This is a genomic window from Vibrio navarrensis (assembly GCF_000764325.1).
Classification (GTDB): domain Bacteria; phylum Pseudomonadota; class Gammaproteobacteria; order Enterobacterales; family Vibrionaceae; genus Vibrio; species Vibrio navarrensis.
This window is the reverse complement of the sequence record NZ_JMCG01000001.1, coordinates 1,403,877-1,429,950: the sequence shown is the minus strand read 5'-3', so window position 1 is coordinate 1,429,950 and position 26,074 is coordinate 1,403,877. Positions and strand designations below refer to the sequence as shown.

The window sequence follows — 26,074 nt, the reverse complement described above, 5'->3', positions numbered from 1 at the left end:
AGATGAGCGAAAAACTGTCCGAGCACGTATCGGTGCAAGAAGCGCAAATGGCCGAAGTGCTGGCAAAGATTGTACGCGATAAATATCAATGGGTTGCTTTACGTAAACAGCAGCAACCTTTAAATACCTTCGAAGCGGATCTCATTCCTTCCGATCGCAGCTTTTATCAAGCACTGTCCACCGGCAAAACGGTGTTCATCACTGAGTGTAAAAAAGCATCTCCATCGAAAGGGCTTATTCGTCAAGAGTTTGATTTAGATTACATCGCCTCGGTGTATAACCGACATGCAGACGCCATTTCCGTCCTGACCGATGAGAAATATTTCCAAGGGAGTTTTGACTTCCTGCCGCAAGTACGCAAGCAAGTGAAACAGCCCGTACTGTGTAAAGATTTTATGGTCGATCCGTATCAGGTCATGCTGGCACGACACTACCAAGCGGATGCCATTTTGCTGATGTTATCCGTTTTGGACGATGAGCAGTACCAAACGCTGGCAAACGTTGCCCACCAGCTCAATATGGGCGTGCTGACCGAAATCAGCAATGAGGAAGAGTTAGCCCGCGCGGTCAACTTAGGGGCAAGAGTCATTGGCATCAACAACCGTAACCTGCGTGATTTGACCACTGATCTGAATCGCACCAAATTACTCGCACCTACTCTGCGCAAACTGGCGCCCAATGCGGTTGTCATTTCTGAATCGGGGATCTACACCCACCAGCAAGTGCGTGACCTAGCTCAGTTTGCCGATGGTTTCTTAATTGGCAGTTCGCTAATGGCCGAGGAAAATCTTGAACTGGCGGTGCGCAAAGTAACGCTAGGTGAGAATAAAGTGTGTGGCCTGACTCAACCCGACGACGCAGCCAAAGCGTACCATGCGGGGGCCGTGTTTGGCGGGCTGATTTTCGCTGAGCAGTCAAAACGCGTGGTGGATACCGACAGCGCACGCTTGGTTATGAGTGGCGCACCACTGCGTTACGTCGGCGTTTTTCAAAATCAATCGCTTGAATTTGTGGCGCAAACCGCCAATTCACTCGGCCTTGCCGCAGTGCAGCTGCATGGCGAAGAAGATCAACACTATGTGACGCAGTTGCGTAGCCTACTCGCCGAGCATATCGCAATTTGGAAAGCCTACGGCGTGACCGATCACGCTCCGCAGCGCCTCACCCAACATGTCGACAGACATCTTCTCGATGCCCAAGTCGGCAACCAAAGCGGTGGCACAGGCAAAGCCTTCGACTGGAGCTTAATCGGCGACCCGAGCAAGGTGATGCTCGCGGGTGGCTTGAACGCAGATAATGCAAAGCAAGCGGCTTCACTCGGCTGTCTAGGATTGGATTTCAACTCCGGGGTCGAAAGCGCACCGGGTAAAAAAGATACACAGAAGTTGCAACAAGCGTTTGCTGCGATCCGCAACTACTAAAAATTGACGAGAAGGATGAACACCATGGCAAAACTGAATGCCTACTTTGGCGAATACGGCGGTCAGTACGTTCCGCAAATTCTGGTCCCAGCTTTGGAGCAGCTTGAACAGGCTTTCATTGATGCGCAAGAAGATGACGCGTTTCGCAGTGAATTTATGGGCTTGCTGCAAGAGTATGCGGGCCGCCCGACCGCGCTTACCTTAACGCGTAACCTTACCAAAGGCACCAAGACCAAACTCTATCTGAAACGCGAAGATCTGCTGCATGGCGGCGCGCACAAAACCAATCAAGTGCTCGGCCAAGCGCTGCTTGCCAAACGCATGGGCAAAAACGAAATCATCGCAGAAACTGGTGCAGGCCAACACGGTGTGGCAACGGCCTTAGCCTGCGCACTGCTCGGCCTAAAATGCCGCGTTTACATGGGTGCAAAAGATGTTGAGCGCCAAAGCCCGAACGTGTTTCGAATGAAATTGATGGGCGCCGAAGTGATTCCGGTGCACTCTGGCTCCGCCACGTTAAAAGACGCCTGCAACGAAGCGCTACGCGACTGGTCCGGCAGTTATGAAACCGCGCATTACCTTCTCGGCACAGCGGCGGGGCCCCATCCATTTCCAACCATAGTGCGTGAGTTTCAGCGTATGATTGGCGAAGAGACCAAAAACCAGATCCTCGCGCGCGAAGGTCGCCTGCCTGACGCGGTGATTGCCTGTGTGGGCGGCGGCTCCAACGCCATCGGTATGTTTGCTGATTTTATCGAAGAAGAGTCCGTTCGCTTGATTGGTGTTGAGCCGGCGGGCAAAGGCATCGATACCGACCAACACGGCGCGCCGCTTAAACACGGCAAAACCGGGATCTTCTTTGGCATGAAAGCACCACTCATGCAAGACGAAAACGGCCAAGTGGAGGAGTCTTACTCTGTTTCTGCTGGCCTCGATTTCCCGTCGGTTGGCCCTCAGCATGCGCATCTCAACGCCATTGGCCGCGCAGAGTACGACAGCATTACCGACGATGAAGCACTCGATGCGTTCCAAGAGCTGGCTCGCAGCGAAGGGATCATTCCCGCCCTTGAGTCTTCTCACGCACTCGCTCATGCCCTGAAAATGGCGCGCAACAATCCTGACAAAGAGCAACTACTGGTAGTGAACCTGTCGGGTCGCGGCGATAAAGACATCTTTACTGTACACGCAATTTTAGAAGAAAAAGGAGCGATCTGATGGACCGTTATCAAGCCATGTTCGAGCGTCTGGCAGAGAAACAACAAGGCGCATTTGTTCCGTTCGTAACGGTTTGCGATCCCAATCCTGAGCAGTCACTGCGCATCATGCAAACCTTAGTCGAAGCAGGCGCAGATGCTTTAGAGCTGGGCATTCCCTTCTCCGATCCATTGGCCGACGGCCCAACTATCCAAGGGGCGAATATCCGTGCATTGGACTCAGGCGCGACACCGGACATCTGCTTCGAACAGATTGCCCAAATCCGCGCCCAGTATCCACAGTTGCCGATTGGCCTGCTGATGTACGCCAATCTGGTGTACTCGCGAGGGATTGAAGATTTCTATCAACGCTGCGCTAAGGCAGGCATTGATTCTGTATTAATTGCCGATGTGCCCACCAACGAAAGCGCCGAGTTCGTTGCCGCTGCAAAAAAATTTGGCGTGCATCCGATTTTCATCGCACCGCCCACGGCCAGTGATGAAACGCTCCAAGAGGTGGCAAAATTGGGCGGCGGCTATACCTACTTGCTCTCACGTGCAGGTGTTACCGGGGCAGAAACTAAAGCAAATATGCCTGTCGGTGACATGCTGGCGAAACTGACCCAGTTCGACGCGCCGCCAGCCCTACTCGGATTCGGCATCTCTGAGCCCGCGCAAGTCAAACAAGCGATTGATGCTGGCGCCGCGGGGGCAATTTCCGGCTCTGCTGTGGTCAAAATCATTGAAGCTAACGTATCAACCCCCGACAAGATGTTAAATAAACTCAGCGATTTTGTTTCAACAATGAAATCTGCAACACAAAAGTGACGTGTCAGACACGTCAAGTTCTATGGGATCGATTTCTTATTTTCAGTAAGAAATCGATCTTTCTCTTAACATTTCCCACCGCCACTCCCACTCAGCAATAAATAGTAAATCCTCAATAAAAGCCCGCCATTTTATAGAAATGCTCAATAGCAAACGTTTGCTATTGGTCAAAAAGTTGTCACCAATCAATAAAGTTGTCGGTAAACGCAACATTTAAAAATGACTCATCTTGATAAATGTGAAATTAACGTGTAAAAAGCTTCTCGAAATATTTATCCAAAGAACACTTTTTGTTCAGAGGGTAACACTGGAATTTTAAATTTTATTAGCACAGAGGTTATGGAAGTGTTAAAAGAAAAGAGTTTGCTAAACAGCATTGGCGTACAAGTTGTCATCGCCATGATTGCAGGTACTGCCGTTGGTGCCTTCATGGGTGACAGCGCGTCAGCTTTTGCTCCATTGGGTGCTATTTTCATCAACTTGATCAAGATGCTGGTTATCCCTCTGGTGGCGGTTGCTCTGATTTCTGGCGCGGCTGGTCTTGGGAACAGCCAATCAGCAGGAAAAGTGGGCTTGGTGACCTTAAGCTACTTTGGTATCACCTCTGCACTTGCCGTTGCGCTGGCGTTAGTGATGGGCGAAGTTTTCCAACCGGGCACGGGTATCGACGTTTCAGGCATCGAGAGCATGTTCTCAGCCGAATACGCTTCTAAAGGTGAACTCCCTACTTTCTGGGCAACCGTTACTGGTATGATCCCAACCAACGTTTTCCAATCACTGAACGAAGCTAACATTCTACAGATCCTTGTCTTTTGCATGTTCTTTGGCATTGCAATCGCTAAGCAGCCTCAAGCAAAACGTGAGCCTATCATCAACGGCGTAAACTGCATCGTTGACGCTATGGTGTGGATGATCAACAAAGTGATGATCATTGCTCCTATCGGCGTGTTTGGCCTGATGGCCGAAGCGGTCGGCACATTCGGCTTTGGCGCACTTATGGTGGTGTTCAAACTGTTCGTGGTGTACGTTGCTGCTATCCTGATCTTCGGCTTCGTTGCTTACCCGTTGATGATCCAACTGTTTACTAAAACCTCGGCGAAGAAGTTCATTCTAGCGATGAAAAAGCCGCAAGCCGTGGCACTGTCTACCGCGTCCTCAATGGCAACACTGCCTGTCACCATGGACACAGTAGAAAAAGAACTTGGCGTGCGTAACTCAACCGCCTCATTTGTTTTGCCGCTGGGTGCAACCATCAACATGTCTGGTAATGCGATTTACTACGGTTTGGTCGCTATCTTCTTTGCACAGCTGTTTAACATCGACCTTGGCATGGGCGCCTACATTGCGATCATCATTACTGCAACACTAGGCGCAGTTGGTCAAGCGGGCGTACCTGGGCCATCTTTCCTTGTTGTGGCGGTTTTGCTGGCAGCTGGCATTCCAATCGAAGGCCTGCCACTTTTGTTCGCTCTCGACCGTATCTTCGATATGATCCGCACCGCACTGAACATCACTGGCGATGCCGCTTGTGCCGTTATCGTTGATGCGCTGATCGAAGAAGAAGCCAGCGAAGCGGAAATGCAGAAGCAAGAAGCGTAATTCGCGCACTGCAAAACGATCTCAAATTGCAAATATGCAGCGAAAAGGAGTGATATTTTTGTCACTCCTTTTTATTTTTCTCCTGCGTTACCTTATGGATCAGTGTGTTTCATTTATGGCACTGCTATTGCAAGAAATTTCTCACACAGAGAGGTGTCAATGGTTTTACACTTTGACCTCTTCAAGCGAACATGAGGGTTTTTGTCATGAGCTTACACAGACGCACTTACTACGGTTTGATTCATCATGGTTATAAAGCACTGCTTTTAGACCGCTTCGGCCACTTCAGCGAAGATGAATACCACCACTACCTCAACCTCACTACGGGCAAATCCACCTGTTTTGCCATGACGGATGAAGAGCTGCGCGACACCGTCGATAACTTGCGTAGTGAAGGCTATTTAGCCGATATGAAACAAGTCATCAGCGAATATCAATCGGGGGCTTACTACAACTAAGTAACCACGGCGCCTTCCCTTTCATACTCGCAAGCCGCCGATACGCGGTTTGCGTAACCAATTTTGTATCCATTTGTCTCGACCCCTTCACATTGGGTCAGTTTTAGATAGACTGTGGACAATTCAATAAATAGGAAATTCTTTGCCTCATGAAGCAACTTCTTGATTTTATTCCACTGATTATCTTTTTTGCCCTTTATAAGATGTACGACATCTATACCGCAACTGGTGCTCTGATTGCCGCAACCGCGGTGCAAGTGGTTGTTACTTACGTGCTATACAAGAAAGTCGAAAAGATGCAGTTGATCACTTTTCTTATGGTGGCCGTTTTTGGCGGCATGACCATCTTCTTGCACGACGACAACTTCATAAAATGGAAAGTGACGATTGTTTACGTTGTGTTTGCCATCGGCTTAGCGGTTAGCCACGCTATGGGTAAATCGGCGATTAAAGGCATGCTCGGCAAGGAACTCACGCTACCGGATCGTGTGTGGAGCAACATTAACTGGGCATGGGTTGCCTTCTTCTCCTTCTGTGCTGGCCTCAACGTTTACGTTGCTTACGAGCTACCACTGGATGTTTGGGTGAATTTTAAAGTGTTTGGTCTGCTGGCCGCCACACTGGGTTTCACGGTTCTAACTGGTGTTTACATCTACAAGCAGATGCCAAAAGAGGATAAAAGCCAGTCATCGGATGTCACAAGCGATGAATAATCCAGATTATTTGCTATAATCGCCACTTATTCTTACAGCGACCCATTTGGTCGCTGTTTTGTTTGTTGCGGATGTCAAAATGAGTCAGGAATACAACTCTCCAAAGGGTCAACTACTGCTAAGAACCCTTGCAATGCCAGCAGATACCAACGCCAACGGCGATATTTTCGGTGGCTGGATCATGTCACAGCTCGATCTTGCGGGCGGCATTCTCGCCAAAGAGATCTCTTCGGGGCGAATCGTTACTGTATCGGTCTCCGATATCATCTTCAAAAAGCCAGTCAAAGTAGGAGACGTGGTGTGCTGCTATGGCGAGTGCACCAAAATTGGTCGCACTTCAATGTCGATTAATCTCGAATTGTGGGTCAAACCAATCCGAGACCATGGCGTGGAAGAGCGTTTCATGGTGTGCAACGCCACCTTCAACTACGTAGCGATTGACAGCGAAGGCAAACCGCGCCCGGTGCGCGAATCATAAGAATTGTCGCATCGTTTCACAAAACGCCGAATTTCTTTGTCTGCAACGAGAAAACTGCGGTAGATTAAGCGCAAATTCACCTTGAAATACGGAAGGAATCAACCATGTGGTACGTTATTTTTTCTCAGGATGTCGAGAATTCATTGGAAAAGCGCTTGAGCGTTCGCCCGCAACATCTTGCTCGTTTACAACAGCTTCAAGATGAAGGACGCTTACTTACCGCAGGCCCAATGCCAGCCATTGACTCTGAGAATCCAGGTGAAGCAGGATTTACTGGCTCGACCGTCATCGCTGAGTTTGCTTCACTGCAAGAAGCACAATCTTGGGCCGATGCTGATCCGTACATCGAAGCTGGCGTTTATGCTCATGTGACTGTTAAACCATTCAAAAAAGTCTTCTAAATGTTTAAGAAAATTATCTGCGCTGCTCTCGTTTTCTCTGCGTTAGCAGGCTGCTCTTCAAATGATGACAGAGAGCGCCAATTGGAACTGATGGCTTCAAACCGTGCTGGTATGCTGTCGGCGGGTCTACCGCTCGAATACGGACCTTTGAAAGTGATGCGCATCTCCGCAAATAAAAGCGTGATTGAGATGATGATGATTTACAACAGCGATGCGCAAGGCGCCAAACCAACCGAGCAGGTACTGGCGAATAGCATCAATAGCTACTGTAGTAACGACGAAATTCGCAACCAACTGGACATGGGACTTTCGTATCGTATCAAGATCCGCAACTCTCGGGGTCAATTGGTTGCCGACCAGTTAGTCAATGCGCAAACCTGCGCGGCAAAATAAGCTTTACACCAACGGAAACGGACAGGGGTTGACTAAGTCAACCCCTGTTCTTTTTAGCTCTATACTTCTGTCAGCGACTTGCGCAATGTTTTTGCTGCCGCAACGAGGTTTGCTAGTGCCGCTTCGGTTTCAGGCCAGCTGCGCGTTTTCAAACCGCAATCTGGGTTCACCCACAAACGCTCGAGCGGAATTTTCTGCGCGGCTTTTTGGATTAAATCCACAATCCACTCCTCTGTCGGAATGTTCGGTGAGTGAATGTCATACACACCCGGACCAATTTCATTGGGATAGTTGAACTCTTCAAACGCTTTAAGCAGCTCCATATTTGAACGCGAGGTTTCAATGGTGATGACATCGGCATCCAGTGCTGCGACCGATTCAATGATTTCGTTGAACTCGCTGTAGCACATGTGGGTATGGATCTGCGTTTCTGGCTTGGCACTGCCCGCCGCAATGCGAAATGACTCGACTGCCCAATCTAGATAGGCTTGATGATCGCGCTTCTTCAATGGCAGTCCTTCGCGAATCGCTGGCTCATCAATCTGAATGATGTTGATCCCGGCTTGCTGCAGGTCTGTGACCTCGTCACGCAGTGCCAATGCGAGTTGTTGGGCGATCGCTTTACGTGAGATGTCCTCACGGGGGAAAGTCCAACACAAAATCGTCACCGGACCGGTGAGCATGCCTTTCATCTGTTTTGAAGTCAGCGATTGCGCGTACTTGGACCACTCAACCGTAATGGGTTGCTCACGCTCAATGTCCGCGACCACGATGGCCGGTTTCACGCAGCGCGAACCGTAGCTTTGTACCCAGCCAAACTGAGTGGTTTGAAAGCCTGCCAAGTTTTCAGCAAAGTATTCCACCATGTCGTTGCGTTCTGCTTCGCCATGCACCAACACGTCCAGATCCAACGCTTCCTGTCGTTTCACGGCGTCGGCAATGTGCTCTTTCAGCGCTTGGGTGTACTCGGCCTGCGACAATTGACCAGCTCGGTAGGCACTGCGCTGAACCCGGATCTCGGCCGTTTGCGGAAAAGATCCTATTGTGGTGGTTGGCAACAGCGGCAGTTTTAGTACTTCGGCCTGATGTGCGGCTCGCTGCGCATAAGGGGCACTGCGCTTGGCAAACGCGGGCGAAATCGCATTCACACGGGCTTGTACCTGCGGCTTATGAACATGACTCGCTGACTTTCGCGCTTGGATCGGCTGGCTATACACCGCACATTGCGCAATCGCGTCCTCGTTTCCATCTAAGGCGCGGCCAAGCAGTACCACTTCCGACACTTTCTGCTTGGCAAACGCCAACCAACTGCGTACTTCTTCATTTAGAGCTGGCTCAAGATCTAAATCCACCGGACTGTGCAGCAGTGAGCAGGAACTCGCGACCCACAAACGTTCACCAAGCTGCGCTTTCACAGGCAGCAAGCGTTGGTATTGCGCCGCGAGATCAGAGCGCCACACGTTGCGACCATTGACCACACCGACCGACAGCACCCAATGCGCTGGCAATAGCGCAAGCACCTCATCCAGTTGTTCAGGAGCTGCGGCAAGGTCGATATGTAAACCGTCCACGTCAAGTGCCACCACTCGCTCTAAACAATCGGTCACAGCATCGAAGTAGGTCGTCAGCAGCACTTTGACCTCGCTACGGATCACTTGATAGGCCAACTTGAATGCATCCAACCACGGCTTTTCCAGCTCAAGTGCCAGAATCGGCTCGTCAATTTGTACCCATGTTACTCCTTGTTTTGCCAGCTTGGCTAAAATCGCCTGATAAGCGCTAAGCAGACGGGGAAGCAGCGTCAGACGCTCAAAACCTTCTTCCACCTCTTTACCCAAATAGAGGTAGCTTAGCGGGCCAAGCAGCACAGGTTTAACGTTATGCCCGGCTTGAATCGCTTCATTGACCTCTTCAAACAGCTGTGGCCAGCTCACCTCAAAAGTATCATCGCGGCTAAATTCCGGAACGATATAGTGATAGTTAGTATTAAACCATTTGGTCATGTCCGATGCTGCTGCGCCATGACAGCCACAAGCGGACTGCGATTGACCGCGGCCAACACGAAACAAGGTATCGAGATCAGGAAAGCCATGACGATGACGTTTCGGCACATGACCAAGAAGCAGTGTTGTGGTCAGCACATGGTCATACCAAGCAAAATCACCAGCGGTGGCGTAGCTCAGCCCAGCCTCTTTTTGCACTTGCCAGTTCTGCTGACGCAAATGTGCGCCGACTTTCTTCAGCTCGGTTTGGTCAATCTCTCCGCGCCAGTACTTTTCTTGCGCAAACTTGAGTTCTCGTTTTTCACCAATACGCGGGTAGCCGAGGATGTGCGTTGTGGTCGTCATGGTCTTATTCCTTTTCTATGCTTGGTCTATTCGTTGTTCGATAATTTGCTTTGCATCCCATCAGGATGTCCAGATGGCTAAACTATCTCGCCAATCTCACCATGGAACAAGCGCCAAATATTCAACTTGTTTATTAAAAAAATTCATGATGCACTCAAACCTCAGCACAAAACAAATAGACGTCTAGATGTTTACAGCTCCCAAAAATCCAGGTAAGTTACAAAGACTCATGCACACAGCAAGGAAGATGAGAGGGATTCATGATCGAGTTGAAACACTTAAAAACCCTGACGTCACTGCGCGATACAGGTTCACTCACCGCAACGGCAACGGCGCTGCACCTCACTCAATCCGCCCTCTCCCATCAGATCAAAGATCTTGAGGCAAGGATCGGTGGACAGTTATTTTTGCGTAAAACACGTCCGGTGAAATTCACTTCCGAAGGGGAGATTTTGCTGCGCGTCGCCGATGAGGTTTTGCCCAAACTTGCCCGAGCGGAAAACGAGCTTGCCAGCTTAAAAGAGGATGTGAATGGCCGTTTACATATGGCGATCGAGTGCCACTCCTGTTTTCAATGGCTGATGCCCGCTCTGAAAGAGTATCAACTGACTTGGCCGAGCGTAACTCTCGATTTCTCATCGGGTTTTGGTTTTGAACCTTTACCTGCGCTGATGGCGGGCGAATTGGATTTGGTGATCACTTCAGATATTCAACCGCGCAGTGAAGTCCACTATGAGCCTCTGTTTGATTTTGAGATGCGACTTATCACCGCCACCAATCACCCATTGGCAAATAAAACACGCTTAGAACCAAGCGATCTGGCTGATCAAACCATGCTGACCTACCCAGTACAAAAGCAGCGCTTAGACGTGGTCAAACACTTTCTGGCTCCCGCAGGAGTAGAGCCGGCGAAATGGAAGCAAGCAGATAACACATTGATGTTGGTGCAGATGGTGTCGGCGGGTCTGGGCGTAGCTGCACTGCCAAACTGGGCGATTAGCGAATTTTCCCGACAAGGGCTCATTACCAGCATCCCGCTGGGCAAGGGTTTGTGGCGCCGCCTGTTTGCCGCAACGCGCAATAGCGACAAAGAGAAGCGCTATCTACAAGCTTTCTTTGCCACCGCACGCCAGCAATGCAAAAGCCACCTTGATGGTATCAAGATGGCTTAAAAAATCGCTCAGCGTGAGTATGATTTAAACTGATTGGTCAGTGGATCGTATTGATAACCAAGCATATCTAACTTGCCGATCACCTGTTCAACGTCCATTTCATACGTGCTCACCAGATCGTCAAAACTGTCACATTCTAGGCGCAACTTTTCATTGACGATCCCCAGCAGAATAATACTGTCTAAGCGCTCTACATTGCTCAGATCCATGGCGACGCTCCTTTTTGAGTACCTCAAGTAGTAAGCGTAGCCACAAATCCGTAGATAAAAAGTGAAGAAGATCTAAATGTTGTCGCGCTATCAGGCTGGGAGACTAAACAGCATGTGCATGGAACTTGCCGATGCCAACAGCATCAACCACGCAATGGCTAATTGAATCTTGTGCGCGGCTTTGCCAGAGAAAATATGCCAACACCACATGACCACCCCCACGATCATCAGTACGAGGCTGGCCAGCATTAATGGAGTGACTTGCTCCAGTTGCTCAGCACCAAACCCTGATGCCACGCCCAGCAGCGCCAGCGCCGTCAACATCGCCGCGATAATGCCACTAAAGGGCAAAATGCGATGAAAAGCCTGCAAACGTGAGCGAGCAATCACCAACAGCAGATGAGTAAAAATCGCGCCCAGTAACACCGTTAGCAAAACTGTGACTAACGCAGCACCCCAATGAGGCTGTTTTACCGCTTGCAAGGCAACAAAACAAAGGGCTAAACCGTCTGCCAGATACAGTACCCAAAGCGGCCCTTCTTGACGCGTTTTGCCTGTCTGCACTTTGGAATAAAAGTAGAAAATAGCAAATACCACTAAAAACGCCGCGATTTCCAGCGAGGAAACCGCCATCCACATCAGCCCCAGAGCGGGCAACACTTTGTGAATGCGACCACGCTGCCCCGGGCAAATGTCGCCTTTCACCAGCACGAGAGTGAGAACCAACTGTGCACCAAGCAACATGGGTGCAAATGAAGAGAGAAGAAACTGGACCATGAGCGTTAAACTTGACTGTAAACCGAGCCCGGATGATACCGAAAGCGCTGAATAACGGCAATCGATAGCTCAGACGCGATGAAACAAACTATTGATACACGTCTTGCTGGGTCAAATACTTGAGTATCGTATGCATTTCCACCAAGCCTTTGTAGTGTCCTTGGTCATCGACCAAAATCCAGGGAAACGCTTCAGTCTGGTTAATCACACTCGGTAAAGCGCTGAGCTGCGTTTGCCAATGCACCTCTTCAAACGCGGTTACCATCACTTGATTTACGCGTTTGTTCCACAACGAGGCCTCTTTCATGCTTTCGGTATCCGTTCCCATGTGTGGGGTTAGATGAAGGTTCATCGCTTCACGATCCACAAAACCAACGCACTCTTTCTCATCAACTACCGGCAAGATATTGAGCTCCTCCTTAGCAAGGTACTCATACGCCAAGGAAATAGGCTCTCCGGGATCAAGATGTGGTGTTGCCGGTGTGGCTAGTTCAGCAATCACCCCTTTCGCACCAAACTTATTGCGGTAGTGATGCAAAAGTTGTAGGTCGAACGCCCCATCTTGCAGGCTTTGTAACGAACAAGGTTTGGAAAACAAGAATCCCTGCACACTATCGACACCAATACTGCTGATAATTTCCAGTTCTTCTTCAGTTTCTACGCCTTCAGCAATCACCTTAAGGCCGAGCTGATGTGATAGCTCCGTCAATGAACGCACAATGCGGTATTGATTCGAGCAACACTTAATGTCGCTGACAAATATGCGGTCAATTTTCAAAATATCAAAATGGCACGCTTTGAGATAACTGAGCGAGGAGTAACCCGTACCAAAATCGTCAACGGCTAACGTCACTCCAGCATCACGCAATATGTTCAGCGCATGATGGTGACGCTCTTCACTTTCAAAATAGGCACTTTCAGTAATTTCTAACGTAACGCTATGCGGCGCAACGCCACTTTCATCAATCAGCAAAGCGCTTTGATCAAGAATGGCATCCACGCTCACTGAAGAGTGAACTGAACGATTGAACGAAATACCCACCTGTTCGCCAAACAGTGCTTGCAGTTTCGGTAGATCGTGCAACGCTTTTCTCGCCACTTGTTGGTCCAAGGTTTCAATCATTTCCAAATCTTCAGCAATAGTAATGAGTTCTTGCACCGACGCTTCTGCACTGAGTGATGGCGGAAAACGGCACAGCGCTTCGAACTTTTCGACTCGCCATTGGTGAATGTTGACAATCGGCTGGTAGTGTACTTCAAGCTTTCCGTTTTTTACGCAGCGAATCAGCAGTTCTTCCAGACGCTTTTTCTTATCGATCTGTACATGCATCTGATGGTTATAAAAGCTAATGTGATTCTGCTGCCCGGAATGCATTTCGAGTAGCGCTTGATTGGCATGCGAGAACAAGTTGCGCGAGGTTTTTGCGTCCAGCCCGAGCACGGAGACCCCTGTTCGTCCTGAAGTCAGCGCTTGTGCCAACGGTAAATCGGCCGCTTTGAACGCGTGGAAAAACAGTTTGATCGCCCGGCGGATAGCGCGGATCTTTTGCATCTGCTGCGAATGATGAAACTCAATGCACACAGCAAACTTATTGTGCCCAATGTAGCCACTTAGCACTGCGTTAGTATGTTGCTGTAAATAGTTGGCAAACGCTCTTTTGATATCTGGCAGATCTTGCTCGGCAAAATTGGGCTGAATGGCCAACAAAATACACTCTGTGTCTGGATCCTCACTACGCTTTCGACATAATCCATCCAATAAAGAGAGAAAACGATCTTTGGCTGGCAGTTGAGTGAGCAAATCCACCCCGCCATGCTCGTTATCATTGATGCGCTCGAAATGGGCCGACAGATCGGTGCTAAGGCCAAGATAGAATTTGCGTCCGTTACCGACGCTGACGCGCTGAATAGTTAACTCTTGCGGCAAGTTTTCACCAGAGGCGGTACGTGTCAGTATTGTTCCGGTCCAATAACCATGCTCTGCCAAATTTTGCCATAGCGCCTGATAGTAGCTGTCCGGATGCTTATCGGTGTTAAAAATGTTGGTTTTTAAGCCAGCAAGCTCACTGCGCAGATAACCCGTGACGCGCTCAAAATAGCGATTGCAGGCAATAATGCGCGTCTCTTCATCGGTCACCACAATGCCGTGATGTGCGTTTTCAAACACCGAGTAGAGCACCTGCGCCACCTCTTCCTGACTGGTGACGGTAAACAGCGGTGTCAGCGTGCCTTGCAGTTCATGGGCAGAGATTTTTTCCACAAACAGCTCAACCAAACTAAAAGCGTGATTGGGTAGCAAAATCGGGCAGCGTAAAAACAGTTCCTTGCCCGAGGTAAGGACTTGCTTGAAGGTCTCAATCACCTGCTTTTTCTGTTCTGCAGCAACAGACTGAATCAATCGGCTCAGAGGTACTGGGCTTGAGTCAAAGCCAAACCAAACACAACATTCGGCCTCACAATGAAAGGTTTGTTCTGAGGTGTCGATCCGCCAGTCAATGATGTGATTCCACGGCTTGAGCGGTTGGGACATCGGCGCAATTGCCGGTGATTTTTGCGTGCGGTCATCCATACAGCAAGTTTCATCCTCAATATAATTATTATTTCATAAGTATATTCTAACCACGCTGACACAACCTAGACTCGGCTTGCAAATTCTCGTCAGTGACGGTAAACACACGTGAAATCTGGGGTCATGTTGAGGTGGATACTGATCACACGAGCCGCTATAATTCGCGCTCGCGAAATCTGAGGTTATTTTATGTACAGCGATATCACACCAATTCATCAATATAAAAAATACTGGGCGGAGTGCTTCGGTACCGCTCCATTTTTACCCACCAGTAAAAAGGAGATGGACGCTCTGGGTTGGGATAGCTGTGACATCATCATCGTCACGGGTGATGCGTATGTCGACCATCCAAGCTTTGGCATGGCGATCATCGGCCGTTTGCTGGAAGCGCAAGGATTTCGCGTAGGCATCATTGCCCAGCCGCAATGGCAAGATAAAACCGACTTCATGGCGCTTGGTAAACCGAACCTGTTTTTTGGCGTGACCGCGGGCAACATGGATTCGATGATCAACCGCTACACCGCGGACAAAAAACTGCGCCACGATGATGCCTATACGCCAAACAACGAAGGCGGAAAGCGCCCAGATCGCGCGACCTTAGTTTACTCGCAGCGCTGTCGTGAAGCTTACAAAGATGTACCGATTGTACTCGGCGGGATTGAAGCCAGCCTGCGCCGCGTCGCACACTATGATTATTGGTCTGACAAAGTTCGCCGCTCAGTGCTGCTCGACGCCAAAGCCGATATTTTGCTATTTGGTAACGCCGAGCGAGCTCTGGTGGAAGTAGCACATCGTCTGGCAAACGGTGAATCCATTGCCCAGATGACCAACATTCGCGGCACCGCAGTCAACCTCGCTGCGGAGCCGGAAGGCTACACTATTATTGACTCTTCTCGAATTGAAAAACCGCGTAAGGAGGCGTTTATTCCGCCAAACCCTTACGAGGTCGAAACGCAGTGCGAAAGCAAAAAAGACGAAGAACCCAAAGCGCAGCCGATAACGATTCGTCCTTCGCGTCATGACGCCGCCACCACTGCGGTGCGTCTGCCTAACTACGAAAAACTGCAAAATGATCGCATCTTATACGCGCACGCTAGCCGTATTTTGCACTTAGAAACCAACCCTTATTCTGGCCGTGCGCTTATCCAGCGCCATGGCGATCGTGAGCTGTGGGTCAACCAAGCGCCGATCCCACTCTCAACCGAAGAGATGGACTACGTATTTGGTCTGTCGTATGCCCGTGTGCCGCATCCGAAATATGGCAACGCAAAAATCCCTGCGTATGACATGATCAAAACTTCAGTCAACATCATGCGCGGCTGTTTTGGCGGCTGTTCTTTCTGCTCAATCACCGAGCACGAAGGACGCATTATCCAAAACCGCTCGCAAGAGTCGATTTTGAACGAACTGGAAGAGATCCGTGATAAAGTTCCGGGCTTTACTGGCACGATTTCTGACCTTGGTGGCCCAACGGCTAACATGTACCGCTTGGGTTGTAGCGATCCGAAAGCGGAGATCAACTGTCGCCGTCCGTCGTGCGTCTTCCCGGGTATTTGTCACAAGCTCAATACCGATCACAAACACACCATCGATCTCTACCGCGCCGCTCGCCAAGTGGACGGGATCAAGAAGGTGATGATCGCCTCGGGTGTGCGTTACGATTTGGCGATTGAGTCGCCTGAGTACGTCAAAGAGCTAGTAACGCACCACGTCGGTGGCTACCTGAAGATTGCGCCTGAGCACACCGAAAAAGGCCCACTGAACCTGATGATGAAACCGGGAATGGGCACCTACGATCGCTTCAAAGAGATGTTTGAGAAGTACAGTAAAGAAGCTGGGAAAAAGCAGTATCTGATCCCGTACTTTATTTCCGCGCACCCCGGCACCACTGATGAAGACATGCTGAACTTGGCGCTGTGGCTGAAAAAGCACGACTACGAGTGTGACCAAGTGCAGAACTTCTACCCATCGCCGATGTGTAACGCCACGTCGATGTACTACTCCGAAACCAACCCGCTTAAGCGCGTTAAGTACAAACAGCGTGAAGAAGTGACTGTGGCAAAAGGGGAACGTCAGCGCCGCTTGCACAAAGCGCTGCTGCGCTATCATGATCCGGCGAACTGGCCAATGATCCGCGAAACCTTGATCAATATGGGTAAAAAATATTTGATTGGCGACAAGCCGGGATGCCTGGTACCAGCGGAAGATATGGATTCCAGAACGCCAGCGCAGCGCCGTAAGTCGGGCCGCCACGGTTCACACCGCTTTGCCACTAAGCACACTAGCACGCAACCGGGATTCCCGGGAGACAAAGCCGCGCGTGGCAACAAACCGCGCCCAGCGTCGAACACTACCAGTGGTAACGCGCGCAGCGAAGGTGGGCAGAAAAAGCATGGCGCTCAGAAACCCGCTGGCGGACAAAACCGAGGCCGCTCTGCTGGTAATGGGCCGAACAGACAGCGCGCAGCGCAGCGCTAATCGACCTACATGCTCAATCGCCATCCTACTCGGATGGCGATTTTGTTCCTCAAGCCAACAACTTAACCCTTGCTCACCGCTATGAAACTCAACAATAGCCCCATCACGCAACATCGCTTCGCAGATCGCACCTTTTTCCTTAAACGAGACGACCTGCTGCATTCTCACTTTTCCGGCAACAAAGCGCGCAAGTTCAGCGCCCTACTCACCCAAGAGCTGCCACAAGTGCGCACGCTAATTGGTTACGGATCCGCCCAAGCGAATTCACTCTACTCTTTGGCGGCGCTGGCACGCATCAAAGGTTGGCAACTGGAGTTTTATGTCGACCATCTGCCCAACTGGCTCAAACAGCGGCCGATGGGGAATTATCGCGGTGCGCTGGAGCTGGGCGCGGACATCATTGAAGTGGGCACACTCGCTGCGGGCATGCATCCGAGTGAGTACATAGAAAAAGTACGCCAGCCAAACGAAACGTGCTTTCTGGTCCCCGAAGGCGGGCGTTTTACCCTGGCCGAACAAGGCATTAAAGAGCTGGCCCGCGAAATCCTCGACTGGACACGTTTTGCCAGCCAGCAGTCGTTCGTCGTGGCACTTCCCTCTGGCACTGGCACCACCGCCCTCTATCTGCACAAACACCTCAAGCCACATGGCATCGAAGTGCTGACTTGTGCTTGCGTTGGCGGAGAGCGCTACCTGATTGAGCAGTTTGCTCAGCTTGGAGAGCAAGACTATCCGACCATTCTGACTGCGCCGCGTAAACACCACTTCGGCAAGCTGTATCATGAGGACTACCGAACTTGGCAAGCGCTTTTAGACGAAACCGACATCGAGTTCGATCTGCTTTACGATCCGCTCATGTGGCAATGTTTAAGCCCTTGGCTAGCCAATCATAGAGGCAAAACACTCATTTACCTGCATCAAGGCGGGTTACTTGGGAACGAAACTATGCTGCCCCGCTATCAACGCAAATGGGGCGATAAATAAATTTCACTGCGTTTGGAAAATGACACGAATGTTACAGTCAATTGATGTATGCTTTACAGTAACTTAACGATTGATTGGGAGGCAGCGTTCGTTGAAAGCGAGAATATTACAGCAGTGGTTCCCGGGGGTACTTCAGCTTAAACAGTATCAGCGCGATTGGTTCACCGCCGATCTGCGCGCGGCACTTTCTGTCGTCGCGGTCGCACTGCCAGTTGCCATCGCCTATGCGCAGTTGACTGGCGTCTCCGCCATTGTTGGCCTCTATTCATGCGTGTTACCCATGCTGGTTTATGCCTTGATGGGCACCTCGAGACAGTTGATTGTCGGCCCAGATGCCGCCACCTGCGCCGTGATTGCCGCGGTCGTCACCCCACTGGCCGCAGGCGATTCCACCAAACACTGGCAATTGGTAATGACCATGACCGCGATGACGGGCATCTGGTGCGTTTTGGCTAGCCGCCTTAAACTCGGCATTCTCGCGGATTTTCTCTCTCGGCCGATATTGCTTGGCCTGCTTAACGGTGTCGCGCTGACCATTATCGTTGGTCAATTTGCCAAAGTTCTCGGCCTCAAGTTTGAGCAGCGCTACCTTTTGGAACGGCTATGGGAAGCGCCACAATTGCTCACTGAGCTGCACTGGCCAACGCTGGCAATGAGTGCAACTACCCTCTTTTTGTACCTGCTGACCAAACGTTTTCGCCCGGGTTGGCCTGCGGCGATGTTGGCAATTGTCGTCACGACCGCAGCGGTGTGGTTTCTCCATCTGGAAAGCATGGGGGTGAGCGTGGTTGGCGTAACGCAAGGTGGTTTCCCTGATTTTCAAACTCCGCAATTTGATATTGGCGTGAGCCGCGAACTGGTGGTGCCAGCGCTGAACTTAGCCATGGTCAGCTTTGTCAGCATGATGCTCACCGCGCGCAGCTTTGCCGCCAAAAATGGCTACGACATTGATGCGGATAAAGAGTTTCGTGCCTTGGGTTTTGCCAATATTGCTTCGGCATTCTCACAAGGTTTTGCCATCAGCGGCGCGGACTCACGCACCGCCGTTAACGATGCCAACGGCGGCAAATCGCAACTGGTGTCGATCATCGCCGCCACCGTCATTGCCATCATCGCCGTGTTTGCCTACCAGCCACTGCAATATATTCCAATTGCTGCTTTAGGTGTCGTGTTAGTGATCGCTTCGCTGTCGCTGCTCGATCTCAAAGGTATTTGGACATTGAGAAAGCGTGACAAAGACGCGTTTTATCTCGCCAGCGTCACTTTTATTGCGGTGTTAATAGTCGGTGTGATCCCCGGTATCACCTTGGCGGTGTTACTCGGCTTATTCCAGTTTTTGCGCATTGTGATGCGCCCAAGCGACCAAGAACTCGGCCTAGACGAAGAAGGTACCATCCGCACCATCGACAGCACGGGCAAAGCCAACCCAATTCCCGGCATGGTGATCTACCGTTTCAACTCGCCACTGACCTACTTCAACGCACCCTACTTTAAACGTCGGCTGCTGGAGTGTACGGAGAAAAGCACTGGCGATGTGGGCTGTGTGGTGGTGGACGCCGTTTCCTGTTTTACCCACCTCGATTTGAGTGTGATGGCGATGCTCTCGGATGTGCATGCCATATTGAAGCAGCGAGGCATCCGTTTAGTGCTCGCCGGGCGCAAGCGCAGCATGCGCCACTGGTGTGAACTCACGGGCATCAGCACCAGTGAAGGCGGAATCCTGCTGCGTGCCGACCTCTATTTGGCGGTCAAACTGAGCGGCTGTTACCTCAGTGCAGTGGGCGATGGTCAAGTGCCTGCAATCCAAAAAGAACCCGACCCCGAAGCGCCCGCCAAGCCAATTCCCGAAGTGGCTTAAACGGCTACCACTAAGCAGTTTGCTGTTTTGACGGCCTGATGAGCGCAAAACAGCAAACTGGGACACTTATTCTTCACCCACTTCATCAATACTGATTCCACTTCAATTTGTGGGATCAACCATGTTATTTCGTTACCCCATCACACTGCGCTTGGTGATCAAACTCAGTCTCAAACGAGTGGCCCTAACTTGGCTCATCGTCTTGGCAGAGAATGTCTTGATGATGTTGCTGCCACTTTTTATCGGTTTTGCCATTGATGGTCTGCTTGAACAAAACTTGCGCCCGCTGCTGACTCTCGGATTTATCCTCTTTGCGCTGGTGGTGATCAGCGTGGCGCGGCGTGTCTACGACACCAGAGTATACGGAGCGATCAGAGTCAAATTGGCCACGTTGGTCGCGCGCAATTTGCGCGCCGTGCCCGTTTCCGTGAAAGATGCTCGCCTGACCATGTCTCGCGAACTGGTGGACTTTCTTGAGCAACATCTGCCCGCCGTTATTACCGCGCTGGTGCAGTTGCTCGCAACTTTAGTCATTCTCGCCAGCTTTCACTTCACTCTCGCCCTGTGCGTGCTGGCCGCGGGGCTAACCATGCTACTGCTTTATACTTTGTTTCATCGCACCTTTACTCATCTCAACGCCACACTCAATGATCAACTTGAGCAGCAAGTCGGCGTGCTGGGTGGCCGTTCGTTCGCCGCTATCCGAGCGCACTTTGAGCGACTAAAACAGTGCGAAATTAAACTCTCTGATACTGAAGCGCTGGTGTATGGGCTGATTTTTACCGCGCTCTTTAGCTCGGTGGTCACTAACTTGTGGCTGGTAAGTCACCTTCCCGCGCCCACCGCGGGCCAAGTATTTGCTGTCATCACCTACTCACTGGAATTTGTCGAAACCGCAGTCATGCTGCCAATCACGCTGCAAACCCTCTCGCGATTAGAAGAGATCAGTCAGCGGCTCAATCAACCAGCGAGCAACTTAGCCGCACCGGAGCATGCCAAATGAAAAAAGTTCTTGTTCTGCTGGCTGGTGCGAGCAGCATTATCGCTGCGCTGCTAGCGCTAGAGGCACTTGAGCCGCAACCTGTCGCATTTAAAGAAAAAGCGCAGCCGCTGCCAACCACCACAGTAATGGAAGTGGTACCAACTGATTACGCCCCTCGGCTTATATTGCTTGCCACCACCACGGCTCGCTGGCCAATTGAACTTAAAGCCACCAGCAGCGCGCAACTGACCTGGTTGCATCCAAAGGCAGAGCCCGGAATGCGGGTTGAAAAAGGCACAGAACTGGCAAAACTCGACACTCACGCGCTAGCCGCCGATTTAGCCGAGGCGAATAGCCAGTTCAAACAAGCGCAGCTCAACTTACAACAGGTTGAACACGAACAAACCGTGGCACTAAAAATGTTATCTGCCGCGCCAAGTTCCGCATTTGCCCGTCGCGAGCCTCAAGTCGCCGCGGCGAAAGCTTTGCTTGCTCAGACAAAACAAAGAGTGACCAGTGCAATGGAGCGACTGAGCCAAGCCAGCATGGTCGCCCCCTTTGACGCAGTGATCCTCAAGCGCTTTGTGAGCCCAAACCAGTGGCTGGATGTAGGCCAAACTGCGTTTACCTTAGCGGCCAGTGATTCGCTCGACGCCACCGCCCTAGTCTCTGAGCGTCATTGGCAGCAACTGCAAGCCGAATTATCCAGCGCCCACGTTAAGGTGCAAGATCGCGCCGGACAAACGTGGCCCGCTCATCTGCGTTATGTATTGCCAGAGGTTGATGCCCTCACTCGCCAAAGGCAAGTGGTGTTTGCTGTTGCTGAGCCTTATCAAAGTCGCTCGCTCTTACGCCCAAACCAGCAAGTCAATGTCATAGTCCAGCTCGATAAACAGGCCAATATTTCCGCTCTACCGCTTAGTTCCATCACTCGAGATGGTGATGTCTGGACGCTAGACGAGCAGCAGCGCTTACAAAAAGAGGCGGTCATTTTTATCGCTCAAACACCAGACCATGCGTATGTGCGCTTTGTTGAGGACAGTGACAAAACCCGCCGCGTCGTGCTTTATCCGCTGCTTACTATGCTCGAAGGCCAACAAGTTTCACCACAATCACGGACTGCCTTTGTCTTGCATGAGGAGGCTATGCGATGAACTGGCTAACAAAGTGGTTTATTCACCAACCGGTAGGGGCGAACTTGCTGATGTTCGCCATTCTAGTCAGTGGCTTGCTGGCTTATGGTCAGTTGCGTGTCGAGTCTTTCCCACAGATCGCGCCATCTTCAATCGCCATTTCGGTGAGCTACCCCGGCGGCAGTGCGCAGCAGATTGACGACAGTGTCACGCAGCGCTGTTTTTCCCGATATTCCTGGCCGATACATCACCGCCAAGGTGGTGTTGCAACAAGGCGCGCCCTTGCCACTTCAAAAGCAGGCGCTGATACAACTCGAACAAGCCATAACTCAGGTTGAAGAGCACCTGTTAGCAAAAGGAAGCTTAACCACGCGGCCAGTCGTCAATTTACTGGCTTGGTCGGACGGCCATGGCGAGATAGAAGTCACGGCGCAACTGAGCAGTGAGGCGCTTGGCACCTTACCCGCCTCATCGCTGACCGAGCTTTGGCGCCAAGCCACCGGCTCCATTGAAGGTGCTTATTCTCAGCAATTCAGCAGCGCAGAAACGCCCGCTGGGGAGATTTTTCTCTCCATCTCTGCCACTGAGCGAGAGCTCGCCAAGCAGGTCGCGCGCCAGTTGGCGCAAACGCTGCGAAGTTTACCCGGCGTCAATGACGTGTATGACGACGGACAAGACGGGCAACCGCAAGTGCGTTTGCTGCTTAACGCATATGGCCAACAGTTAGGTGTAACGCAGGAACAGCTGGCGCGCCTAGCGGGAGACGCGTTTGGCGAGCGAGAAATCCACCGTTTGCTGGAACAAGGCCAAGAAACGCAAGTGCTGCTGCGCTATCCATCCGACGAGCGCAAAACCATAGCGCAGCTTGAGCAAACTCGCTTGCCGCTCGCTCAAGGTCAAAGTGTTTTGCTCACTGATATTGCCGATTTTCATTACCAACAGCCGCCGCAAATCCTCTATCGACGCGATCGCGACCCTGTGGTCAATCTGTTTTGGCAGCAAAACCGAGCCATTCAAGCTCCCGAACAAACGCTGATGCAACTGCAAGATTCGATTGCTGCGCTCAATCAGCAGTATCCGCAAGTCACGATCCGCGCAGGCGGTGAGCTTGAAGAGATAGGCGAAGTTTCTGACGGATTCCGCTCGGCAATGCTGCTGACGTTACTGTTGATCTATGTTCTATTGGCGCTACCGCTGCAATCATACTGGCAACCGCTATTAATTATGGCGGTGATCCCATTTGGCTTTGCTGGTGCTATCTTTGGACATTATTTGCTGGACTTGCCAATCAGCCTGCTTTCTCTGTTCGGTATGATGGCAATGAGCGGCATTGTCATCAACGACTCGTTGGTTTTGATCACCTATTTCAACCGCGAGTATCGAGCGGGCGCCACGCTGACACAGGCGTTAATCAATGCAGGAGCTCATCGGTTTCGGGCGATTTTTCTCACCACCTTAACCACGGTATGCGGCTTATTGCCACTGTTAAGCGAAAGTGCCGAACAAGCGCAATATCTCAAACCTGCTGCCGTGTCGTTGGTCTTTGGTGAACTGTTTGCCACCGCAGTCACCCTATTGTTAGTCCCACTTTTACTCGCGTTAACTCACTCTAAGCCGAAAGAAACGACGCTTGAGACTACGCGTGTAGAATCAAACTTAAACTCAGGTGAAAGCGCAAACAATGACGCTATTTAAGTGATATGGAGAATTGACCATGAAAGTCCTGACCAAAATTCTGCTTAGTACCTTACTGCTCTGTTTGAGCGTGAGTTTTCCTTTACACGCCAAAGAGCAGAGAGTTCGCTTTCAAAGTGGCGGCAATATTCTCGCTGGCTACTATTTATCGACCGAAAAGACAACCGACAACAAAGGGGTGATTCTTTTTGTGCATGGTGACGGAGCACTCAGCTATGACGCCTACGGCTATTATGAGCCAATTTGGCAGCGGCTGATTGACAACGGCTATGCGGTTTTCAGCTGGGACAAACCGGGCGTCGGCGACTCGACGGGCAATTGGCTTAACCAATCCATGCAGGATCGCCAGCAAGAGGTTCACGACGCCATCGCGTTTGTCAAAAACCATTTCCGTCACCAAGCCAAAAGCGTTGGCTTAATGGGCTTTAGCCAAGCAGGATGGGTGGTACCGGCCGTCGCCAAAAACAATGATGAGGTAGATTTTTTCATCGGCGTCGGCTTTGCCATCAATTGGATGCAGCAAAGCTGGTACTTGACGAAAACACGCCTAGAAGCAAACGGGGCCAACGAAAACGACATCGCCAAGGCCTATCAGCACCATTTGCAAGAGATTGCTTTTTGGCAAGCCAATCCCACCTACGCCGATTACCAAACGCAGTACGCCAACCAGCCGGACTTGATGAGCGAAGAGTGCTTTCACTTTGCCAAACTGAACGCCTTTGCGGATGCGAGCCATGATTACCAAAACCTGACCAAACCCGGGCTCATCTTGCTGGGAGAGCAGGACCTCAACGTGGATATCAACCACACCCATCGGCGACTAAGCAAACTATTTGAAGGGAAAAACAGCCTGACCATCAAGCGAATTGCCAACGCCACACACAGTTTACTCAAGCATCCCACATTCAATACCCAAACGCCGGGGACTTGGTTTCTCATCAAACTCTATTGGTATGGCGACGACGCGTATGCCCGCGAGTTTTTCGACACGCTCGACACTTGGCTTAGCCAGGTTACTCAAGCTCAATAACCCAGACGCGTGAATAGCGAGCCGCAGCAAGGAGGCTACTTTTGTATTGTGTTGACCTTAGCCAGTTAACGGACGATAGTAAAACGGTTGCCAAATTGGAGCCCCTGTCGATGTCTGCATCACGCCAATCGCCGTTCAACCTTGTGCCAGAAATTGCCCTACTCCAGCCATTACCAGAACACTGGCAGAAACGCTTTGCCGATGCTCTAACGCTGATGCATCAGGATTGGCAGCAACCCCGCTCTTGGCAAGAAATAGCCAACGCCAGCGCGATTTCCCCGTCGCATTTTCATCGCCAATTTACCGAGCTTTTTCACGAGACTCCGGGCCAATATCTTGTGCGGCTGCGGCTGCAACATGCCGTGAACCTGCTGCTGAGCCAAGAGCAGCACAGTGTGACCGACGTCGCCCATGCGTGTGGTTTTTCCTCTTCGCAAGCGCTGGCCAAAGCCTTAAAAAGAGAGCTCGGCATCAGCGCCAAAACCATCCGCCAAATGGCAGAGCACGCCACTCCGCATGAGACAACAGAGCTCATCGCCAAACTCGCCCACCCTAGCCCGCAACATTCCCTCGAAACAGAGCTGGTACAAGCGATGCCAACCGAATTGGTCTGGTATCCTGCGCGCGGGATGAAAAAACTCACACTGGCTAACCCTGACTGGGATAACGTAATAGCTATCTACGGAGAGAAATCGCGACGCTTGCTCAGCGCGACACCCATCGCGCAGTTAGACAACCCTTGGCAGCAGATTGAAACCTTTATTGGCGATGGGCAAGCCCAGCAGAACCAGCACGACTTCACCTTGCCTGAAGGATACTACCTTTGCGCTGAGGTTTATCTTGCTTCTGATGTCGCCTATAGCGCTGCCCTGGATGCCCTTTTTGCGATCGCAGCGCGCAAACAGCTGGAGATCGATCAGAATGCGTTTTTACTGGAATTCGTACGCGATGTCGAACTGACACCCACGGGCGGTGCGACCTTCTCATTTCAGCTGCCAGTGTTACCGGAAACGCTCACTTAATCTAAAATGGAGAGCGGTGGTGCAAAGAGCTGATTATCAGCCTTCACTCGACTGGCGTCAGTCGCCTTTTAGAGACGGTTTTCCCACCTTCGCTTTCACGCGACAGACGATGAATTAACGCTTCGCGGCGCAGATCCAGAATTTCATCGATGAGTTTTTCCTTTGCATGGATGCCAAAATGCTCGGCATAATTCTTCACTTTCGTCACCTCTTCGGGATGCAAGCGATAGACATCCTGCTTGAGCCTTGCAACGGCTTCGCTTTTTATCAAACCTCGCTGTTGTAAGAGCTTGATAATGGTCGAATCGGAAGAATGAATTTTTTTACTCATAA

At 51.0% G+C, this 26,074-nt stretch carries 22 protein-coding genes and 2 pseudogenes; 19 read left to right on the top strand and 5 right to left on the bottom strand.

What is annotated here, in order from left to right; all coding sequences use genetic code 11:
• Nucleotides 1-2 precede the first annotated feature (2 nt).
• From trpCF to EA26_RS06400, 9 genes are all read left to right on the top strand, one after another.
• Nucleotides 3-1,421 (top strand): bifunctional indole-3-glycerol-phosphate synthase TrpC/phosphoribosylanthranilate isomerase TrpF, encoded by a 1,419-nt coding sequence (trpCF, locus tag EA26_RS06440; protein ID WP_039425784.1) that lies wholly within the window; start codon nucleotides 3-5, stop codon nucleotides 1,419-1,421.
• A 24-nt stretch (nucleotides 1,422-1,445) separates the two neighbouring features.
• Nucleotides 1,446-2,636 (top strand): tryptophan synthase subunit beta, encoded by a 1,191-nt coding sequence (gene trpB, locus EA26_RS06435; protein WP_039425780.1) that lies wholly within the window; start codon nucleotides 1,446-1,448, stop codon nucleotides 2,634-2,636.
• On the top strand, nucleotides 2,636-3,442 hold the full coding sequence (gene trpA, locus EA26_RS06430; RefSeq protein ID WP_039425777.1) for a tryptophan synthase subunit alpha: 807 nt from the start codon (nucleotides 2,636-2,638) through the stop codon (nucleotides 3,440-3,442). Before trpB ends, trpA begins: the two co-directional genes overlap by 1 nt.
• Before the next feature lie 339 nt (nucleotides 3,443-3,781).
• Nucleotides 3,782-5,041: a dicarboxylate/amino acid:cation symporter gene (locus EA26_RS06425; RefSeq protein ID WP_039425774.1), complete on the top strand. Its 1,260-nt coding sequence runs from the start codon at nucleotides 3,782-3,784 to the stop codon at nucleotides 5,039-5,041.
• Nucleotides 5,042-5,247: 206 nt separating this feature from the next.
• A complete protein-coding gene (locus EA26_RS06420) occupies nucleotides 5,248-5,499 on the top strand; it encodes a hypothetical protein (RefSeq protein WP_039425771.1) in 252 nt (83 codons plus the stop codon).
• Between the two features lie 149 nt (nucleotides 5,500-5,648).
• Nucleotides 5,649-6,212 (top strand): septation protein A, encoded by a 564-nt coding sequence (locus EA26_RS06415; protein WP_039425767.1) that lies wholly within the window; start codon nucleotides 5,649-5,651, stop codon nucleotides 6,210-6,212.
• Nucleotides 6,213-6,291: 79 nt separating this feature from the next.
• Nucleotides 6,292-6,690: an acyl-CoA thioester hydrolase YciA gene (yciA, locus tag EA26_RS06410; protein WP_039425766.1), complete on the top strand. Its 399-nt coding sequence runs from the start codon at nucleotides 6,292-6,294 to the stop codon at nucleotides 6,688-6,690.
• Nucleotides 6,691-6,794: 104 nt separating this feature from the next.
• Complete coding sequence (locus tag EA26_RS06405; protein ID WP_039425764.1) at nucleotides 6,795-7,091, top strand: YciI family protein; 297 nt, start codon at nucleotides 6,795-6,797, stop codon at nucleotides 7,089-7,091.
• A complete protein-coding gene (locus EA26_RS06400) occupies nucleotides 7,092-7,484 on the top strand; it encodes a GspS/AspS pilotin family protein (protein ID WP_039425761.1) in 393 nt (130 codons plus the stop codon).
• Nucleotides 7,485-7,543: 59 nt separating this feature from the next.
• Here the strand turns inward: EA26_RS06400 and metE are convergent, their stop codons facing one another.
• Complete coding sequence (gene metE / locus EA26_RS06395) at nucleotides 7,544-9,832, bottom strand: 5-methyltetrahydropteroyltriglutamate--homocysteine S-methyltransferase (protein WP_039425758.1); 2,289 nt, start codon at nucleotides 9,830-9,832, stop codon at nucleotides 7,544-7,546.
• A 260-nt stretch (nucleotides 9,833-10,092) separates the two neighbouring features.
• On the opposite strand from metE, the gene metR reads away from it, so the two are divergent.
• Nucleotides 10,093-11,004, top strand: coding sequence for an HTH-type transcriptional regulator MetR (gene metR / locus EA26_RS06390; protein ID WP_039428831.1), 912 nt, complete (start codon nucleotides 10,093-10,095; stop codon nucleotides 11,002-11,004).
• An 8-nt stretch (nucleotides 11,005-11,012) separates the two neighbouring features.
• Here metR and EA26_RS06385 read toward each other — a convergent pair whose 3' ends face one another.
• The 3 genes from EA26_RS06385 to EA26_RS06375 all read right to left on the bottom strand — a co-directional run bounded on the left by EA26_RS06385 (nucleotide 11,013) and on the right by EA26_RS06375 (nucleotide 14,559).
• Complete coding sequence (locus EA26_RS06385; RefSeq protein WP_039425755.1) at nucleotides 11,013-11,213, bottom strand: DUF4250 domain-containing protein; 201 nt, start codon at nucleotides 11,211-11,213, stop codon at nucleotides 11,013-11,015.
• Nucleotides 11,214-11,303: 90 nt separating this feature from the next.
• Nucleotides 11,304-11,990, bottom strand: coding sequence for an HI_1241 family integral membrane domain (locus EA26_RS06380; protein ID WP_039425739.1), 687 nt, complete (start codon nucleotides 11,988-11,990; stop codon nucleotides 11,304-11,306).
• Nucleotides 11,991-12,078: 88 nt separating this feature from the next.
• Nucleotides 12,079-14,559, bottom strand: coding sequence for an EAL domain-containing protein (locus EA26_RS06375; protein WP_039425725.1), 2,481 nt, complete (start codon nucleotides 14,557-14,559; stop codon nucleotides 12,079-12,081).
• A gap of 189 nt (nucleotides 14,560-14,748) precedes the next feature.
• Between EA26_RS06375 and EA26_RS06370 the strand changes: the two genes are divergently transcribed.
• From EA26_RS06370 to EA26_RS06335, 9 genes and pseudogenes are all read left to right on the top strand, one after another.
• Nucleotides 14,749-17,037: a YgiQ family radical SAM protein gene (locus EA26_RS06370; RefSeq protein ID WP_039425707.1), complete on the top strand. Its 2,289-nt coding sequence runs from the start codon at nucleotides 14,749-14,751 to the stop codon at nucleotides 17,035-17,037.
• Nucleotides 17,038-17,118: 81 nt separating this feature from the next.
• Nucleotides 17,119-18,021, top strand: coding sequence for a 1-aminocyclopropane-1-carboxylate deaminase/D-cysteine desulfhydrase (locus EA26_RS06365; protein ID WP_039425693.1), 903 nt, complete (start codon nucleotides 17,119-17,121; stop codon nucleotides 18,019-18,021).
• A 91-nt stretch (nucleotides 18,022-18,112) separates the two neighbouring features.
• Nucleotides 18,113-19,879, top strand: coding sequence for a SulP family inorganic anion transporter (locus EA26_RS06360; RefSeq protein ID WP_039425677.1), 1,767 nt, complete (start codon nucleotides 18,113-18,115; stop codon nucleotides 19,877-19,879).
• 121 nt (nucleotides 19,880-20,000) lie between these two features.
• Entirely contained in the window at nucleotides 20,001-20,882 is an 882-nt protein-coding gene (locus EA26_RS06355) for an ABC transporter six-transmembrane domain-containing protein (protein ID WP_039425663.1), read from the top strand.
• Nucleotides 20,879-22,015, top strand: coding sequence for an efflux RND transporter periplasmic adaptor subunit (locus EA26_RS06350; RefSeq protein ID WP_039425661.1), 1,137 nt, complete (start codon nucleotides 20,879-20,881; stop codon nucleotides 22,013-22,015). Before EA26_RS06355 ends, EA26_RS06350 begins: the two co-directional genes overlap by 4 nt.
• Nucleotides 22,012-22,149: pseudogene (locus EA26_RS22490) on the top strand (hypothetical protein); the annotation flags it as partial. The gene EA26_RS06350 and the pseudogene EA26_RS22490, both read left to right, overlap by 4 nt.
• A gap of 55 nt (nucleotides 22,150-22,204) precedes the next feature.
• Nucleotides 22,205-23,689, top strand: a pseudogene (locus tag EA26_RS06345) (efflux RND transporter permease subunit); the annotation flags it as partial.
• Between the two features lie 19 nt (nucleotides 23,690-23,708).
• Nucleotides 23,709-24,719, top strand: coding sequence for an alpha/beta hydrolase family protein (locus EA26_RS06340; protein WP_052079641.1), 1,011 nt, complete (start codon nucleotides 23,709-23,711; stop codon nucleotides 24,717-24,719).
• A gap of 41 nt (nucleotides 24,720-24,760) precedes the next feature.
• Entirely contained in the window at nucleotides 24,761-25,741 is a 981-nt protein-coding gene (locus EA26_RS06335; RefSeq protein ID WP_226970065.1) for a helix-turn-helix domain-containing protein, read from the top strand.
• Nucleotides 25,742-25,784: 43 nt separating this feature from the next.
• Here the strand turns inward: EA26_RS06335 and EA26_RS06330 are convergent, their stop codons facing one another.
• Entirely contained in the window at nucleotides 25,785-26,072 is a 288-nt protein-coding gene (locus tag EA26_RS06330) for a hypothetical protein (protein WP_052079168.1), read from the bottom strand.
• Between the last annotated feature and the right edge of the window lie 2 nt (nucleotides 26,073-26,074).